The sequence below is a fragment of the Pantoea sp. X-Soil-ISGK-275 genome (assembly GCF_059730795.1).
Map to the genome: position 1 here is coordinate 772,240 of NZ_AP035977.1, position 15,018 is coordinate 787,257.

General features: G+C 52.5%; 13 protein-coding genes. 5 read left to right on the forward strand and 8 right to left on the reverse strand.

From position 1 onward, the window contains the following. The first annotated feature begins 2 nt into the window (after positions 1-2). Positions 3-1,445: a M81 family metallopeptidase gene (locus AC6I8A_RS23040; RefSeq protein ID WP_497819294.1), complete on the forward strand. Its 1,443-nt coding sequence runs from the start codon at positions 3-5 to the stop codon at positions 1,443-1,445. Next, positions 1,442-3,244, forward strand: coding sequence for an ABC transporter ATP-binding protein (locus AC6I8A_RS23045; RefSeq protein WP_497819295.1), 1,803 nt, complete (start codon positions 1,442-1,444; stop codon positions 3,242-3,244). Before AC6I8A_RS23040 ends, AC6I8A_RS23045 begins: the two co-directional genes overlap by 4 nt. Positions 3,245-3,312: 68 nt before the next feature. On the opposite strand, the gene AC6I8A_RS23050 is transcribed toward AC6I8A_RS23045, so the two are convergent. Then, complete coding sequence (locus tag AC6I8A_RS23050; protein ID WP_497819296.1) at positions 3,313-3,693, reverse strand: tautomerase family protein; 381 nt, start codon at positions 3,691-3,693, stop codon at positions 3,313-3,315. After that, positions 3,693-4,001: a carboxymuconolactone decarboxylase family protein gene (locus AC6I8A_RS23055; RefSeq protein ID WP_256698498.1), complete on the reverse strand. Its 309-nt coding sequence runs from the start codon at positions 3,999-4,001 to the stop codon at positions 3,693-3,695. Before AC6I8A_RS23055 ends, AC6I8A_RS23050 begins: the two co-directional genes overlap by 1 nt. Before the next feature lie 99 nt (positions 4,002-4,100). On the opposite strand from AC6I8A_RS23055, the gene AC6I8A_RS23060 reads away from it, so the two are divergent. After that, a complete protein-coding gene (locus AC6I8A_RS23060; protein ID WP_497819297.1) occupies positions 4,101-5,000 on the forward strand; it encodes a LysR substrate-binding domain-containing protein in 900 nt (299 codons plus the stop codon). Between the two features lie 109 nt (positions 5,001-5,109). Here the strand turns inward: AC6I8A_RS23060 and AC6I8A_RS23065 are convergent, their stop codons facing one another. Beyond that, positions 5,110-5,322, reverse strand: a complete 213-nt coding sequence (locus AC6I8A_RS23065; protein WP_256698496.1) for a hypothetical protein — start codon at positions 5,320-5,322, stop codon at positions 5,110-5,112. A gap of 367 nt (positions 5,323-5,689) precedes the next feature. Between AC6I8A_RS23065 and AC6I8A_RS23070 the strand changes: the two genes are divergently transcribed. Then, entirely contained in the window at positions 5,690-5,980 is a 291-nt protein-coding gene (locus tag AC6I8A_RS23070; protein WP_256698495.1) for a hypothetical protein, read from the forward strand. A gap of 75 nt (positions 5,981-6,055) precedes the next feature. Here the strand turns inward: AC6I8A_RS23070 and AC6I8A_RS23075 are convergent, their stop codons facing one another. Then, positions 6,056-7,330, reverse strand: coding sequence for a Glu/Leu/Phe/Val family dehydrogenase (locus AC6I8A_RS23075; protein WP_008108085.1), 1,275 nt, complete (start codon positions 7,328-7,330; stop codon positions 6,056-6,058). A gap of 493 nt (positions 7,331-7,823) precedes the next feature. Between AC6I8A_RS23075 and AC6I8A_RS23080 the strand changes: the two genes are divergently transcribed. Then, a complete protein-coding gene (locus tag AC6I8A_RS23080; RefSeq protein ID WP_497819298.1) occupies positions 7,824-9,251 on the forward strand; it encodes an amino acid permease in 1,428 nt (475 codons plus the stop codon). A gap of 8 nt (positions 9,252-9,259) precedes the next feature. Here AC6I8A_RS23080 and AC6I8A_RS23085 read toward each other — a convergent pair whose 3' ends face one another. From AC6I8A_RS23085 to AC6I8A_RS23100, 4 genes are all read right to left on the reverse strand, one after another. Beyond that, a complete protein-coding gene (locus tag AC6I8A_RS23085; protein ID WP_497819299.1) occupies positions 9,260-10,429 on the reverse strand; it encodes an ROK family transcriptional regulator in 1,170 nt (389 codons plus the stop codon). Between the two features lie 150 nt (positions 10,430-10,579). Next, positions 10,580-10,804 (reverse strand): tautomerase family protein, encoded by a 225-nt coding sequence (locus AC6I8A_RS23090; protein ID WP_256698492.1) that lies wholly within the window; start codon positions 10,802-10,804, stop codon positions 10,580-10,582. A gap of 20 nt (positions 10,805-10,824) precedes the next feature. Continuing rightward, entirely contained in the window at positions 10,825-11,757 is a 933-nt protein-coding gene (locus tag AC6I8A_RS23095) for a pseudouridine-5'-phosphate glycosidase (RefSeq protein ID WP_497819300.1), read from the reverse strand. Further along, complete coding sequence (locus AC6I8A_RS23100) at positions 11,750-15,004, reverse strand: AMP-binding protein (protein ID WP_497819301.1); 3,255 nt, start codon at positions 15,002-15,004, stop codon at positions 11,750-11,752. Before AC6I8A_RS23100 ends, AC6I8A_RS23095 begins: the two co-directional genes overlap by 8 nt. Positions 15,005-15,018: the final 14 nt, after the last annotated feature.

A 15,018-nucleotide genomic window follows, 5' to 3' on the forward strand; every position in this document is an offset into this window, starting at 1 on the left:
CTATGCGCATTGCTTTTGGTGGAATTCATACTGAGTGCAGTACTTATAATCCGGTGCTGAATTATGCCGACGACTTCCGCATCGTGCGCGGGGATGAACTCACCACCAACCCTTACTTCGCCTTTCTGCAGGATTATGATGCCCAGTTTCTGCCGACCTTCCACGCGCGCGCCATCGCCGGGGGTCCGGTAGCGCGCATCACCTACGACGATTTTAAGCAGGAATTCCTGACGCGCCTCGCAGCACATTTGCCGGTGGATGGCGTCTATCTCGCCATGCACGGCGCGGTCTATGTTGAAGGCATGGAAGATGCCGAAGGCGACTGGATCAGCGCCACGCGCGAGTTGGTTGGCGCGGATTGCCCGATCACCGTCAGCTACGATCTGCACGGCAATGTCACGCAGCGCATCATTGATGCCATCGATATGTTCTCGACTTACCGCACCGCGCCACACATTGATGTCGAAGAAACCATGCGCCGCTCGGTATCGATGCTGGTCAAAAGCCTGCAAACCGGCATCAAACCCGGCGTGGTGTGGGCACCGATTCCGGTGGTATTACCTGGCGAGCGCACCAGTACCGAAGATGAACCGGCTAAAAGTTTGTACGCCCGTTTGCCCGCGATAAACCAGCTGGAGCATATCTGGGATGCCTCGCTGATGGTCGGCTACGTCTGGGCCGATGAACCGCGCGCCACCGCCGCTGCGATCATGACCGGCACCGATGCCGATGTGCTGGCGGAACAGGCGGCAAAACTGGCGCTGGCTTACTGGCAGGCGCGCGATGAATTCAGCTTTGGCTGCGTCACCGGCAGCATTGAAGAGTGCGTCAGCATGGCTATCGCCAGCGAAACCGCGCCGGTGATTCTGGCCGATTCCGGTGATAATCCGACCGGCGGCGGCGTTGGCGATCGCGCGGATGTGTTGGCGGAGCTGATTCGCCGGGATGCGCAGGAGGTTATCGTCGCTGGTATTACCGATAAACCGGCCACTGATGCAGCATTTGCTGCCGGTGAAGGCGCAACCTTAACGCTGACCGTTGGCGCGTCGCTCGATCCGGCCGGTGGCAAAGTGCAGGCCGAATTTGTGGTGAAGCATCTTAGCGATGATCCGCGTTCGCTGGCGAAACAGGCGCTGCTGCAAACCGGCGGCATTACGTTGGTGGTCGCCGATCGTCGCCGTCCATATCACAACCTGGCGGATTTCGCCCTGCTCGGCCTCGATCCTGCCACCGCTAAAATTGTGGTGGTGAAGTCGGGTTATCTGTCGCCGGAACTGGCTCCGCTGGCGAATCCAAACCTGATGGCGCTGTCGGAAGGCGTGGTCGATCAATATGTGGAACGCCTAACCCGCAAACGCAAATTGCAGCCCGCCTATCCGTTTGATACGGATTTCAGCTTCCTGCCGGTGAGCAGTTTGTCTGCACGCTTTGTGAAAGCAAAATGAATATGTCAGCCTCAGCAGTCGCACCGGTGCTGCGCATCGAAAATCTGACCGTCGCCTTCCGCGTCGACGATCAATGGCGCGAAGTGGTGAAAAACCTGTCCTTAACCGTTAACGCCGGTGAAACGCTGGCGATTGTGGGTGAATCCGGTTCGGGGAAAAGCGTTACCTCAATGGCGATCATGCGCTTACTCAACATGCGCCACGCGCGCGTCAGCGGCAAAGTGTTGCTGAACGGCGTTGATCTGCTGACGCTGAGCGAATCCGCCATGCGTGATATTCGCGGCAATGCGGTGGCGATGATTTTTCAGGAACCGATGACTAGCCTGAATCCGTCGTTCACCATCGGCAATCAAATTGCTGAGGCGTTGATCAATCACCGCAAAATCAGCAAACGCGCCGCGCGTGAAGAGACCATTCGACTGCTGGAGAAAGTGCGCATTCCCAATGCGGCGAAACGCTTTAATGATTATCCGCACCATTTTTCCGGCGGCATGCGCCAGCGCGTGATGATAGCGATGGCGCTGGCGCTGCGTCCCAAACTGCTGATTGCCGATGAACCGACCACCGCACTGGACGTCACCATTCAGGGGCAAATTCTTGACCTGATTAAGACCTTGCAGAAAGAGGAAGGCACGGCAGTGCTGTTTATTACCCACGATATGGGCGTGGTAGCGGAAGTGTCAGATCGCACGCTGGTGATGTATCAAGGTGATGTGATGGAAACCGGCACCACTGCCGCAATCTTCTCCGCGCCCGCCGCCGATTACACCCGCACGCTGATTGCCACCGTGCCGCAGCTTGGCGCAATGCGCGGCATTGCTGGGCCGCGTAAGTTTTCCTTTGATGAGCACGACGCGCCTGATGCTAGCCGCGTATCCATATCGCAGCAGCCGCTGCTGTCGGTGAAAAATCTCAGCACCCGCTTCAGCATCCACGAAGGCGTGTTCAGCCGTAAAACCGGCGCGGTACATGCGGTGGAAAACATCTCATTTGATTTGATGCCGGGCGAAACCTTGTCGCTGGTCGGTGAATCCGGCTGCGGAAAATCCACCACCGGACGTTCGCTGACGCGTCTGGTAACGCCCGACGCGGGCGAAGTGACTTTTGATGGTTACGACGTGCTGAATCTCTCAGCTCACGAGCTGCGCACCTTGCGCCGCGCCATGCAGATGATTTTTCAGGATCCGTTTGCCAGCCTTAATCCGCGCATGTCGGTGCTTGAAGCGCTCACCGAACCTTTTCTGCAACACCGTTTAGGCAGCAAAGCCGAGGCGCGTGCGAAAGCCGCTTCACTGATGGAGCGCGTCGGATTATCCGCCAGCATGATGAAACGCTATCCGCATGAGTTTTCCGGCGGACAGCGCCAGCGTATCTGCATCGCCCGTGCGTTGATGCTCGATCCGAAAATGATCATCGCCGATGAATCGGTGTCGGCGCTGGATGTCACGGTAAAAGCGCAAATCATCAATCTGCTGCTCGACCTGCAGCAGAGCCTCGGCTTGTCATATCTGTTTATTTCACACGATATGGCGGTGGTCGAGCGCATCAGCCATCGCGTGGCGGTGATGCTGCTCGGTGAGATCGTCGAGATCGGCCCGCGCGCGGCAATTTTTGAAAATCCGCAGCATGATTACACGCGCAAACTGTTGTCGTCGGTGCCGGTGCCCGATCCGGCGCGCCGCCATGTGAAGCGCCAGATTGACATCAGCGAACTGAAAAGCCCGGTGCGTGCGTTGGGATTTGTGCCTGAAGCGCGGCGTTATCGCGAAGTGAGTGACGGGCATTGGGTTATGGAATAAGCGCTTTTGTAGGGTGCGCATTCATGCGCACCTGGTAGAAGGTCGCCATGAATGGCGACCCTACGCGCTTACAACTCAAACATTTTCCCGCCGCTAAAACTCCAGTCTCCGAGCTGGGTTTGCTGAATAATGATCATCAAATCATGGGGATCAAGATTAAGCCGCTGCTGCAGCCGTTCACTCAACATCCTATAGGTTGCCCGCTTCTGTTCCGCGCTGCGCGGTTTACCTGCCACGATATTCATCAACACATAGCGATCGCTGCGACCGCCGCTGAGATAGTGGCGATCATAAATAAAACGCGGCGCCGCCAGCGATTCAATTACCTGGAAACGATCGTCGGGCGGTACGTTGAACTCGGAGACCAGCACCTCATGCAACGTGTCCGATAAGATTTGCAGATCGGCATCGCTCCAACCGTCGCGCACGGTGATTCGGGTCAATGGCATCAGTTGTTCTCCTGTTGCAGCAAAGCCAGTGCGGTGACCGCAACGGGCCATCCGGCGTAGAACGCCTGATGAGTAAATAACTCCACCAGCTCTTCACGACTCAGTCCATTCTGCTGCGCAAATTCAAGATGCCACGGCAGTTGCTGCTCGCGGCCCAGGGCGCTGAGCGTGGCGAGCGTGATCAAACTGCGCTCACGCGGCGACAGCACCGGGCGCTGCCAGATATCACCAAACAACACCTGCTGGGTTAACTCGGCTAACTTCGGTGCGACCTGCTGTAACGAATCGCGATCCAGTGGCTTACTCATGATTTTCTCCGGCATTGAATAGGCAGCGATTGTGGCGCGCTGCTACAATCCTGAAAATCATATTATTCAGGACACATAGTCCCGCTTTGAAGAATGGTTATGGAGAAGATTCCGGTCTCGCTTGATAGCGATGCGCTGCGCAGTTTTGTGTTGGGAATCGAGTGCGGCAGCTTCGCGCTGGCGGCGCAGCAGCTGTGCCGCTCGACGTCAGCGGTTAGCGCCCAGTTAAAAAAGTTGGAACAGCAATGCGGTATGGCGCTGGTGACCAAACGCGGTCGTCATCTGGCGCTCACGCCCGGCGGCGAAATCTTGCTGAGCTATGCGCGCCGTCTGCTCAGCCTGAATGATGAAGCCTGGCGCGCGGTGCGCGGCGAGTTGTTGCAAGGTGATGTGCGTATCGGCATGCAGGAAGATTTCGGTGAGTCGCTGATGCCTGGCATTCTTGGCCCGTTTAGCCGCCAGCATCCGAGTGTGCGTATCAGCGCGCGCGTCGATCGCAACCAACCGCTGTTGCAGGCGATGGCCGAGCAAAGTCTCGATATGGCGCTACTGTGGCAAGGTGATAATTTACCCGCGCAAAGTGAGTTGCTGGGCCAGACGCCGCTGGCGTGGATCGGAGCGCAAGAGTTCGATATTCGCTGCTTGCTCGCGCGTGGTGAAGCTATACCGCTGGTGATGTTTGAAGCGCCATGCTTGATGCGTACACGTGCGCTGAACGTGCTGGAACAGGCTGGGCTCGACTGGCGTGTTGTGTTTACCAGCCACAGTTTGAGCGGCGTCTGGGCAGCGGTGCGGGCTGGATTAGGGATCACCTTGCGCAGCCAGATCGGTTTACCTGCTGGATTGCATGCCCTGAACGCTCAACTGCCCGCCGTGGGAAGTATGGGTATCGCACTGTGGCAACATAATGCTAACGATGCCGCCCAGCAAATGCTGGCGCAGCTTACGCGACATGGGGTGGCGGGATATCTTCCGCTTATCAAACCGACATTAACGTGAAACTGGAATAAAGCGGAGAGGTGCGGCCCATTCCTGCTAGTTTCCGCCCGGCACGCTTCAGTTAAATCAAACCTTCCGCTGCTATTTTACAGGTAAAATGTTTCCCGCATTATTCTTTCATACACAACAGACAAAATACCGCTCGGCTATTAGGATGATGAGTGTGGAAATATTGCCAGGCGTGTTCCGGTGAATAAAAAGATCCCATAAAAACACGATTATCGTAGGCCGGCGCCATACGACAGCTTTCACGGTGCAAGTCGCAGCAACCCTCGCTATCTGCCTGAGCAAAGACGTAAAAATCCGTTGTAGGTAATTTCATCCGCGACACCTCGTGGGCAGAGATAAATATTAATGAATAAAAATCTTTAAAATCGCCCGTTGCGGATACTAATTTTTAACTTTTTAGCAACCAGCTCACAGTGAGCTGAAATTAATTATAGCCTGCGAGAAACCAGCTGTCTTTAATAAAATAAAAAGAGATTATTTAACCAGAGCGCAATAAAATTGAAATTTAAATAATTATATTTCAATTCCCCCTTTGTCGTTACGCTTAACAGGGCCAACATTTACTGTTAATGGCGATGATTATTTATAAATATTAACTAAGATTTATCTTAAAAAAAAGATCTCCATTTTCGATCATTTAAACTTAAGTAAACTTAAATTTAAACACCGGAGATAATACTATGTTCAGTTACACTATCCGTGTCGAATTAAAAGACCCCACCGCTGGCACGCAAATAGAACTGCTGTATGCGATGCTTGAGAATGGTTTTGCGCGCAGTTTAGTCTGTGAGAAAGGTTATGCGTATGTGTTACCCACCAATGAATACGTTTATGTAGGTAGCGAGAATATAAGGAGTTTAACTGACAGAATTGTCACTTTGGTGAGTGAATTTAGCGAAAATCCTTCGGTGATGATTACCCAATCAGCCGCGAGGTGCTGGTCAGGGCTGCGTGGCGTAAACCTCGCATGAAAGATAAGATAAACGCCCTCTCATGGCAAAGACGGCGTTTATCAAACGATTTAAACAAACTTAAAATTTAATTAATTAGCCCGGATAAATACCGCGATCTTTACGTGCCAGCAGAATGCGCTCGCAGGCAACAATATAAGCAGCAGTACGCAATGAGCAGCGCTTTTCAGCGGCCTTATCCCAAACGTGCACCATCGCTTCCGTCATGATGCGATCCATACGCTGGTTAATCTCATCTTCACTCCAAAAGAAGCTCGCCATATCCTGAACCCATTCGAAGTAACTTACCGTTACCCCGCCTGCGTTGCAGATTACGTCTGGCACCACCTGTACACCGCGACTCGCCAGCATGTCATCCGCATCCGGATACGTTGGACCGTTAGCCCCTTCCAGCACCAGTTTGGCACTGATGATTTCGGCGCGCTCGCGGGTAATTTGCCCTTCCAGCGCAGCCGGGATCAGGATATCCATGGCGGTGGTCCAGAACTGCTCTCTGTCGATCTCACGCGCACCTGGGAAACCGGCAATCTGTTTATGTTCGATTTGCCACGCAGTCAGCGCGGCTAAATCGATGCCGCCTTCGTTGAGTAAGGTTGCGGTGTGATCCTGAATCACGACCACGCGCGCACCGGCTTCGGCGAACAGCCGCGCTGCTTCGCTACCTACATTACCAAAGCCTTGCAACGCCACGCGTGCGCCTTCAATGGTAATGTTGGAGCGTTTTGCCACTTCACGACCGGTTATAAATACGCCACGGCCCGTGGCTTTCTCACGGCCTAACGAGCCGCCAAGATGAATCGGTTTACCGGTGACAACGCCGGTAATGGTGGTGCCGTGGTTCATCGAGTAGGTATCCATCATCCAGGCCATGACTTTGCCATTGGTGCCGACGTCGGGTGCGGGAATATCTTTCTGCGGACCAATAATCAAGCCGATTTCACTGGTGTAGCGGCGGGTTAAGCGCTCCAGTTCACCTTCAGACAGCGAGTGCGGATCGACGCGAATACCGCCTTTTGCGCCGCCATAAGGCAGGTTAACCGCCGCACATTTGATGGTCATCCAGGCTGACAGCGCCATCACTTCATTCAGGTCAACTGCAGGATGGTAACGTACGCCCCCTTTGCCCGGTCCGCGCGAGAGATTGTGCTGTACGCGATAGCCCTCAAAGTGGCGAATCGAGCCGTCATCCATCTGCACCGGGATGTCGACAATCAGCGCTCTTTTGGGATGACGCAGGGTTTCGATCCAGCGAGACAATTCACCAAGATGAGGCGCAACGCGGTCAATTTGGCTCAGGTAGGTAGTCCAGGGAGATGTACTGCTTTCAGAAGCGTAAGATAACTTTTCCATGAGAAGCCTGTAGGTTCAGAGTTATTTATATTGAAAAGACGTGGAAAGGTGATGCATTGCACTAGACGGAAAGTAATTTAACACCTTTTAAGAAAAGCGGGTTGCGTTGAATAAGGAGGATTTAACTTTTTAGATACAAAAATTCGTGAAAGAGTGAATAACTAAGCATTAAAAAAGCCCCTCATATGACGCATATTTATGCGAATACTATTCACTAAATTGCATAAAATTGGATTTTATTCCTATTTTTCAGTTCTTTGATGGCTATCAAAAAGTGAATAAACTGTTATTTTTCCGCATTGACTTTGTTAACTCACGCCACCACGATGAGTAAAACCTAGCCGGAAACCTCCATCATGAATTAGCGTTTCATTAATTTCGTTTTTCTTTCATCTATTTAAGCGTGTCTCTTTAAGGTTCAACTCCTTATTTGCCATTGATGCTTGCGGGCAGGCATCGTCATTTGTCTTTTTGCCAGACTGAAGGAATCAGTGTGTCTAACAAACCTACACAAGAGCAGATTCAGCCTGCTCGGACTCACGACGCCTCGCAAAAACTGCAGCGAGGACTGAGCGAACGTCATATTCAGATGATCGCGCTGGGCGGATCGATCGGTACCGGGCTGTTTATGGGCGCGGGACGTAATATTGCGGTGGCCGGAACCTCGATATTAATCATCTATATTCTGGTCGGCTTCTTCAGCTATATGGTGATGCGGGCGATGGGCGAAGTGCTGCTTAGCCGGCTCGACTATCGCTCATTTGCCGATTTTGTTGGTGATTATCTTGGGCCGAAAGCCAGCTTCTTTCTGGGATGGTCGTACTGGCTAAGTTGGGTGGTGACCTGTATTGCAGATGTGGTGGTGTGTGGCGCGTATATGCAATATTGGTTCCCGGAAATGTCAGCGTGGATACCCGCGTTGTTCACCCTCGGCATTCTGTGTCTGTTTAACATGTTGTCGGTGAAGGCTTTTGGTGAAGCTGAATTCTGGTTTGCGCTGATCAAAGTGATTACCATCATCGCGCTGATTATCACCGGCGGATGGATGGTGTTTAGCGGCTGGACCTCGCCGGATGGCGTTAAAGCTTCAGTGCATAACCTCACCGATCCCGCCGTGTTTATGCCGCATGGCATCACCGGTTTTCTTGCTGGTTTCCAAATCGCGATTTTCTCTTACACCGGCATTGAGCTGCTCGGCACCATGACGGCAGAAACCCGCGATCCCGAGAAAATTCTGCCGCGTGCAATTAACTCTCTGCCGCTGCGGATTGTGATTTTCTACATGCTCTCGATGATGGTGATCATCGCGGTGACGTCATGGCAAGGCGTGTCGCCGGATACCAGCCCATTCGTGACGCTGTTTGCCAAAGCCGGATTGCCCGCGGCGGCGGCGATCATCAACTTCGTGGCGCTCACCTCGGCAATGTCTTCCGCCAACAGCGGCGTCTACTCCAGCACCCGCATGTTATATGGCTTGTCCGTCGAGAAGCATGCGCACTGGCAGTTCCGTATTTTGTCGCGCACCACACGTATTCCGCTGCGCAGCCTGCTGTTCTCCTGCTTCTGCATGCTAAGCGGCACCTTGCTGCTGTTCCTGGTGCCGAATGTGACAACGCTGTTCACCATCGTTTCAACGCTGGCCGCGATTCTGGTGATCTATTGTTGGGGCATGATTCTGGTCTCATATCTTGTATACCGCAGACAACGTCCGGATCTGCATCAGAAATCCAAATTCAAGATGCCCGGCGGCAGAGTGACGGCCTGGGGAACGCTGATGTTCTTCCTGTTCTCGGTGGTGATCATGATATTTGATCCCGACACGCTCGCTGCATTAGCTGCTTCACCGGCGTGGTTTATTGCGCTGTGGCTGTGTTGGAAGATGAAGGAGAAGCGGAAAACGGCAGTGAAGGTAGCGGCCTGATCGGGCCGTTACTTCATCAGCACCTGAAACTGCGGATTAAACTCGTCGAAAATCGGCAGCGCGGCGGCACCTAACGCGGCAGTATCGCTGCCGGTCATACCTACTTTAACGCGTGTTCCGGTGAGGTAGCGGCCGCGCACCGATTGATAGAGCGGCGGCAGGCGACGAATGATTTTATCCAGCAGCACCGCCGGCATCATGCCGCCGATGATCACGCTTTCAGCATCGAAGATGCACTCCAGCAGGTTAATCGCCTGACGCAGTGGCGTTAACACGGTATCGATCCATTTATCAAACAGCGCCGGATCGACTTCCAGCAAATCTTCCGGCAAAGCGGTCATCGGATCGAGCCCGCAAAACTCGTACGCCGCCTGCAATGAAACATAGCGTTCTAAACAACCCTGATTACCGCAGTAACATTCGCGTCCGCCCGGCTCCACCACCACATGACCCACTTCACCGGCGTTATGCGCATGCCCGCTATACACATGGCCATCCATGATAATGCCCGCGCCCAAACCGGTGCCGATGTAGAGATAGACAAACGAGTTGAGCTGACGCGCCACGCCATGAAAACGTTCGCCAATTGCCGCCACCGTGGCATCGTTTTCCAGCGTTACTGGCACGCCGCTCATCGCAGCAAGTTTGGCTTCGATATTCACCTGTTCCCAGCCGTGCAGCGTGGTTGGCCCCATCGACGAGATGCCCTCAACACCGAATGGGCCAGGCATCACCACACCAATGCCCAGCACTTTCTGCCAGCGATCGCCCAGCTGCGTTTTGATCTCGCTGAGCACCTCGGCGATGCGCGCTAACGTGGCATCCGGTTGCGGCTTTTGTACCAGAATAAGGCGGCGGAAGTGAATTTCACCGGTAAGATCCACCAGCACAATCAGCAGCGTTTGGTGATCAAGATGGATGCCGATCGAAAAGGCGCTGGCGGGATTAAGCGTCACCGGAATCGCCGGTTGCCCGCGTCCTTGCTTTCGCGGCGCACGGCTGGTGAGCAGTTCGGCCTGCTCCAACTCCGCCACAATATTCGACACGGTTTGCGGCGTCAGCGCGGTGAGACGAGCCAGCTCGGCGCGGGTCAGTTCACCATGCAGGCGAATGGCTTCGATGATCACGCGGCGATTGTGCGCCCGTGCATGTTCAAGATTGGTTCCCGACGTTTTCACCTTGCTCCCTTCCCTTTAATTCCACGCGCTGCGGATAGCCGCATCAATATCTATGATCGGCCACACATTTTACAACCCTTTCGGGAAGGGAAAGAGGATTGGCCTGGCGCATGAATCACTGCGCCAGGCTCGCGCGAGCGCTAAATCAGCTTAATAGCTCACCGGCTTAATCACCTGATAGCCGGGTTGGTTAATATATTTTTCCAACACCTGTTCTGACCAATGTTGTTTGGCGACTGGTTGAATCGTCATCGAAACATACTGACTTTTCACACCCAATTTTTCGGTGATAATTTCAGTCAGCGCCTGAGATAGCGCGTCGAGATCGAGACTCTCTTCTGGACCTTGATGAAAGCTCACATTGAGATGCGGCATCGTTTGGGTTCTCCTTAAAGTCAGTGATTACGGCAATAGGTGTAATGCGCCATGGCAATCTCTCCAGCCACGCGTGCCGTATTGATTAGTACCGCTTTGTTGGCTTCTGCTGAACGCCCCGCCGTCATCTCTTCCACGGCTTTCATAATGAATTTCGTTACACCATTACCGTTAATACCCTGCAGCTTCGCCTGGGAGATAGCGTTGTCAATGGCTTGCTGAACCTCCTCGCTGTTGATGGCATCCTCTTCACGGGTTGGGGTAGCAATCACCATTCCGGCGGCCCCTGGCAGCGCCCGGTTGATTTCAATCGCACGCGCAAGTTGCGGTGCTGAATCCAGGCGCACTGGACTTTTAAAGCCGCTGTTACGGCAATAGAACGCCGGAAACTCATCGGTTTGCCAGCTGACAAGCGGTACACAATGGGTTTCGAGATACTCCAACGTGAGACCCACATCAAGGATGTTTTTAACGCCGGCACAGATTACCGTCACTTTTGAACGCGTTAACTGGATGAGATCGGCGGAAATATCCATTGATGTTTCCGCACCACGATGAACACCCCCCAATCCGGCAGAGGAGAAGAAAGGAATGCCCGCTAATTCAGCAATCACCAACGACGACGCTACGCTGGTGGCTCCCATCGCACCGGTCGCCAGAATAAACGGCAACTCGCGACTGGAGACTTTAGCTATATTTTTTTGAGTGGCGAATCGTTCAATTTGTTGGTAATCCATACCCACCAAAATTTTACCGTTATCGATACCAATAGTGGCAGGAATCGCGCCGCTTATCCGCACAGCCGCCTCGACCTTTAATGCCGTTTCAATATTATCGGGATAATTAAGCCCGTGGGTAATCACATTGGATTCCAGCGCAACAACGGGATGTCCTGATTCAAGTGCTTGCTTCACTTCGGGTTGAAAGTCGAGTTTAAATTCGCTGTTACGCATGCGCCTGTTCCTTACACGGTTGAGTAGTAAATAAGGTGTGAATTAATTCATGGATGCCGTGCTGTTTAAGCACCGCATAGTGATCGACTGATAACTCAATAATGGTTGGCGGTTGTCGACTAAATGCTGGCGCATGCTCTAAAAATGAGTAATGGTCGCCTTGCGCTTTTACAATGGTAACAGACGCGTTGAGTTGGCGATTTTGCAACTCCGTGAATTGATAACTAAACGCATAAGTGGTTTCGACGATGTAAATAATGCGCTCAACCATTTCACGTTGTAACAACGGAAACCGCTGGCAAATAAAGCCAATAAACTCTGCTTTAGTTTTGCAACTACTCAGGCAGCGATCCAGTAACGGCCCCTCAACCTGATGGGCAAATACCGAGAACAGAATGGCCAGAAATACCGGATTATCAAAAGCGGCTTTATGCTCGTATCGTTGTTCTCGCTCCATTTGCGTGATGGGCGCGCCCGGCGCTAATAGAGACAGTGACTCAACAACATCACCTTGCGCTTCGAGTTGCGCTGCGGTTTCAAAAGCCACGCGCGCGCCAAAAGAGTATCCCCAAAGTGTGTAAGGACCGGTTGGCTGTATCGCTTTTATCTGGCGAATATCTTCCAGTGCCATTTGCTGAATGGTTGGAAGTGGTATTTCACCTTCATTTATACCTCTCGCCTGAATGCCATAAAATGCACGCTGATCAGGAATATGCTGCGCCAGTAATTTGAGATTTAACGGATATCCTCCCAAACCTGGCCAGCAGAAAATCGGTTTTTCCGCAAAATCATTCAGTTTGATCAGACGGGAATATTCAACGTCGGATTGAATACAATTTTCTACCGCAGTCGCTAAACCTGCGATATGAGGCGTATGAAATATCACCTGCAGCGGAAGTTTAATATTGAAGGTTTTATTGATGCGATTAACCAGCCCAACCGCAGTTAACGAGTTGCCGCCACCGGTAAAGAAATCGTCCGTGGCAAATACCGCTTCCCATTTCATTACCGCGCACCAAATTTCGGCAATTTTCTTTTCGGTCGCGGATTTAAGCGGCACCCTCTCTTGCCCATCGTCTGTATGCGTTAATTCTGGAAGCGCTTTCAGTGCCTGATGGTCAACTTTGCCATTGGCCGTCTGCGGGAGATTATCCAGGATGATCACTTTATTCGGGATCATATATTTTGGCAGCTGTGCCGCCAGGTCTTCCTTGAGTAGTTCAACTGGACCCTGCATATGAATGCGATCCTCATTCATTCCCCGATGCAGAAACTGCGCCTGGCTGATTGGCCCTCCCACGCAAAAATAGAGGCTCTCCATAGGCAGTTGCTGTTCCGCCAAAATTGCACGCATGCTTATCGCGGCAGGCAAGTCGTTATTACTTTTCGAGCTGTAACCGGATGACATCAGGCCCAACCGTTGTGTATTCGCTTGTAAACGATGCATTTCACGACCCGCAAGGATGTAATGTTCTTCACGATCGCCGCCATTACACACCACACTAATTCCGAACTGCGCACGGTCAAACACCCTTTGATTAATCGCGATGACATCCCTTTTCTGCAACATGCTGGTCGAAAGGAAATGCAATTCACCTGCCTGGTACTGATAAAGTCCGGCATCTAAGTCCGGGAGCGGCTGCTGCATTTGTAAATAGAGTTCAGGTTGCACGCGGCTCGCTGCAACCGGTTGATGATCAACGACGTAGCAACCCAGATAATCGTCATCGTGGCTGCCTTGATACCACTCAGGTAATGCGCCGCGTAACAGTGCGGCCTGATGTACATGAAGCCCCAATTCGGGCAGCAACTCGTCAAAAAGACCGAGCATGTGACCAGTTTCCATCTCCAGTACTTCACGCAGATTATTTTTATAAACCGGCTCAATCGCCTGTCGATTACCGACAAAATGCAGCCGGAAAACGGGATCCTTTGTCGGTTGCAATGAGGCAATAGGCAGCAAGCAGTGATGAACAGGATGGTAGTAATAGATCGCGGGGAGTAATCCGGCACAACCCTTTAATTCCAGGTAGAGTTGTGTGGCGTAGAGTGCGCCCGGCGATGCATAGGCGTATTTGGGTAATAACCGTTCATCACTGACAAATTGCCCAAAATTGCGTAACAGCTTGCCCAGTTTATCCAGCGTGAGCGTCGCGAGATTTTCATCTGTGCAGCTCTCTATGGGCTGACGTTGTAAAAGATCGATTAAATCCTGGCGCGTCAGCGACGGTTCGCCGTCAAAAAAACGATAGGTTTTACGACCAAACGCCGTCGTGCGCTGTTGATGGTCTGAAGCGATATAAGGCAGCGTGATGCTACTGGATAATTGGGCCGTTGATAACATTCGGCAACCCGCATTGGACAACTGCGCTTTCACCTGCAACTTACTCGATTTAGAGAGATGGTGACGATCGTGATTGCCTTGATCCATCAGCGCCGCCTGGCGTTTGTCCAGCTCAACACAGGCGACCAACGTCTGATAACCCGAGCGCGGATCTTGTTGAACCACAACCGCCGCTGTTTTTACCCAGTGATGATTTTCAATTGCCAGGCGAATCTCATCCAGTTCTACCCGATAACCGCGTAGCTTGATCTGATTATCCACGCGCGCCACAAAGTGGGTATTACCATTCGGATCCTGACGAACTAAATCGCCAGTTTTGTATAAGCGATCGTGACCTGCCATTATTTTTCTGGGATTCGGCAGGAATTTTTCATCGGTGAGTTCAGGTCGCTGATAGTAGCCTTTAGCGACCTGCAAACCAGAAATATAGAGTTCACCCGTTTCACCCGGCACGACAGGTTCACCCGCGGGATTAAGCACATGATAAAGCGTATTGGCCGCAGGTTTACCAATGGCGATGGCATCGGGATAAGCAGCGATCAACTCAGGATCCAGCGTAAAACTCGACGCGTTGATGGTGCATTCGGTTGGACCATACAAATTGGTCAATGCAGCGTGCGGTAAACGCTGGAAAAACGCCTGCGCCAGATTGCGAGTCAGAATCTCACCGCCACTAAATACGTGCTTTAACGCACAGCAGTCCTGGAAAAGGGGGTGTTCGACCAGTGCCTGCAACAACGTGGGTACAGATTGCAACACTGTCACCTGCTCGCTAATGAGGGTGTTGATCAATGCATCCGGATCCCGATAGCAATCCTTTGGACCCATAATCACCTGGCTACCAAAGGCCGGTGCCAGAATTTCCCACTGTGCGGCATCAAAACTGGCCGGGGTTTTCTGCAAAATGCGGTCATTGT

Coding starts and splice junctions, on each gene's coding strand:
- AC6I8A_RS23045 (WP_497819295.1), top strand. CDS start 1,442: ATGAATATGTCAGCCTCAGCAGTCGCACCGGTGCTGCGCATCGAAAAT.
- AC6I8A_RS23095 (WP_497819300.1), bottom strand. CDS start 11,757: ATGCGTAACAGCGAATTTAAACTCGACTTTCAACCCGAAGTGAAGCAA.
- AC6I8A_RS23070 (WP_256698495.1), top strand. CDS start 5,690: ATGTTCAGTTACACTATCCGTGTCGAATTAAAAGACCCCACCGCTGGC.
- AC6I8A_RS23090 (WP_256698492.1), bottom strand. CDS start 10,804: ATGCCGCATCTCAATGTGAGCTTTCATCAAGGTCCAGAAGAGAGTCTC.
- AC6I8A_RS23065 (WP_256698496.1), bottom strand. CDS start 5,322: ATGAAATTACCTACAACGGATTTTTACGTCTTTGCTCAGGCAGATAGC.
- AC6I8A_RS23050 (WP_497819296.1), bottom strand. CDS start 3,693: ATGCCATTGACCCGAATCACCGTGCGCGACGGTTGGAGCGATGCCGAT.
- AC6I8A_RS23040 (WP_497819294.1), top strand. CDS start 3: ATGCGCATTGCTTTTGGTGGAATTCATACTGAGTGCAGTACTTATAAT.
- AC6I8A_RS23055 (WP_256698498.1), bottom strand. CDS start 4,001: ATGAGTAAGCCACTGGATCGCGATTCGTTACAGCAGGTCGCACCGAAG.
- AC6I8A_RS23075 (WP_008108085.1), bottom strand. CDS start 7,330: ATGGAAAAGTTATCTTACGCTTCTGAAAGCAGTACATCTCCCTGGACT.
- AC6I8A_RS23060 (WP_497819297.1), top strand. CDS start 4,101: ATGGAGAAGATTCCGGTCTCGCTTGATAGCGATGCGCTGCGCAGTTTT.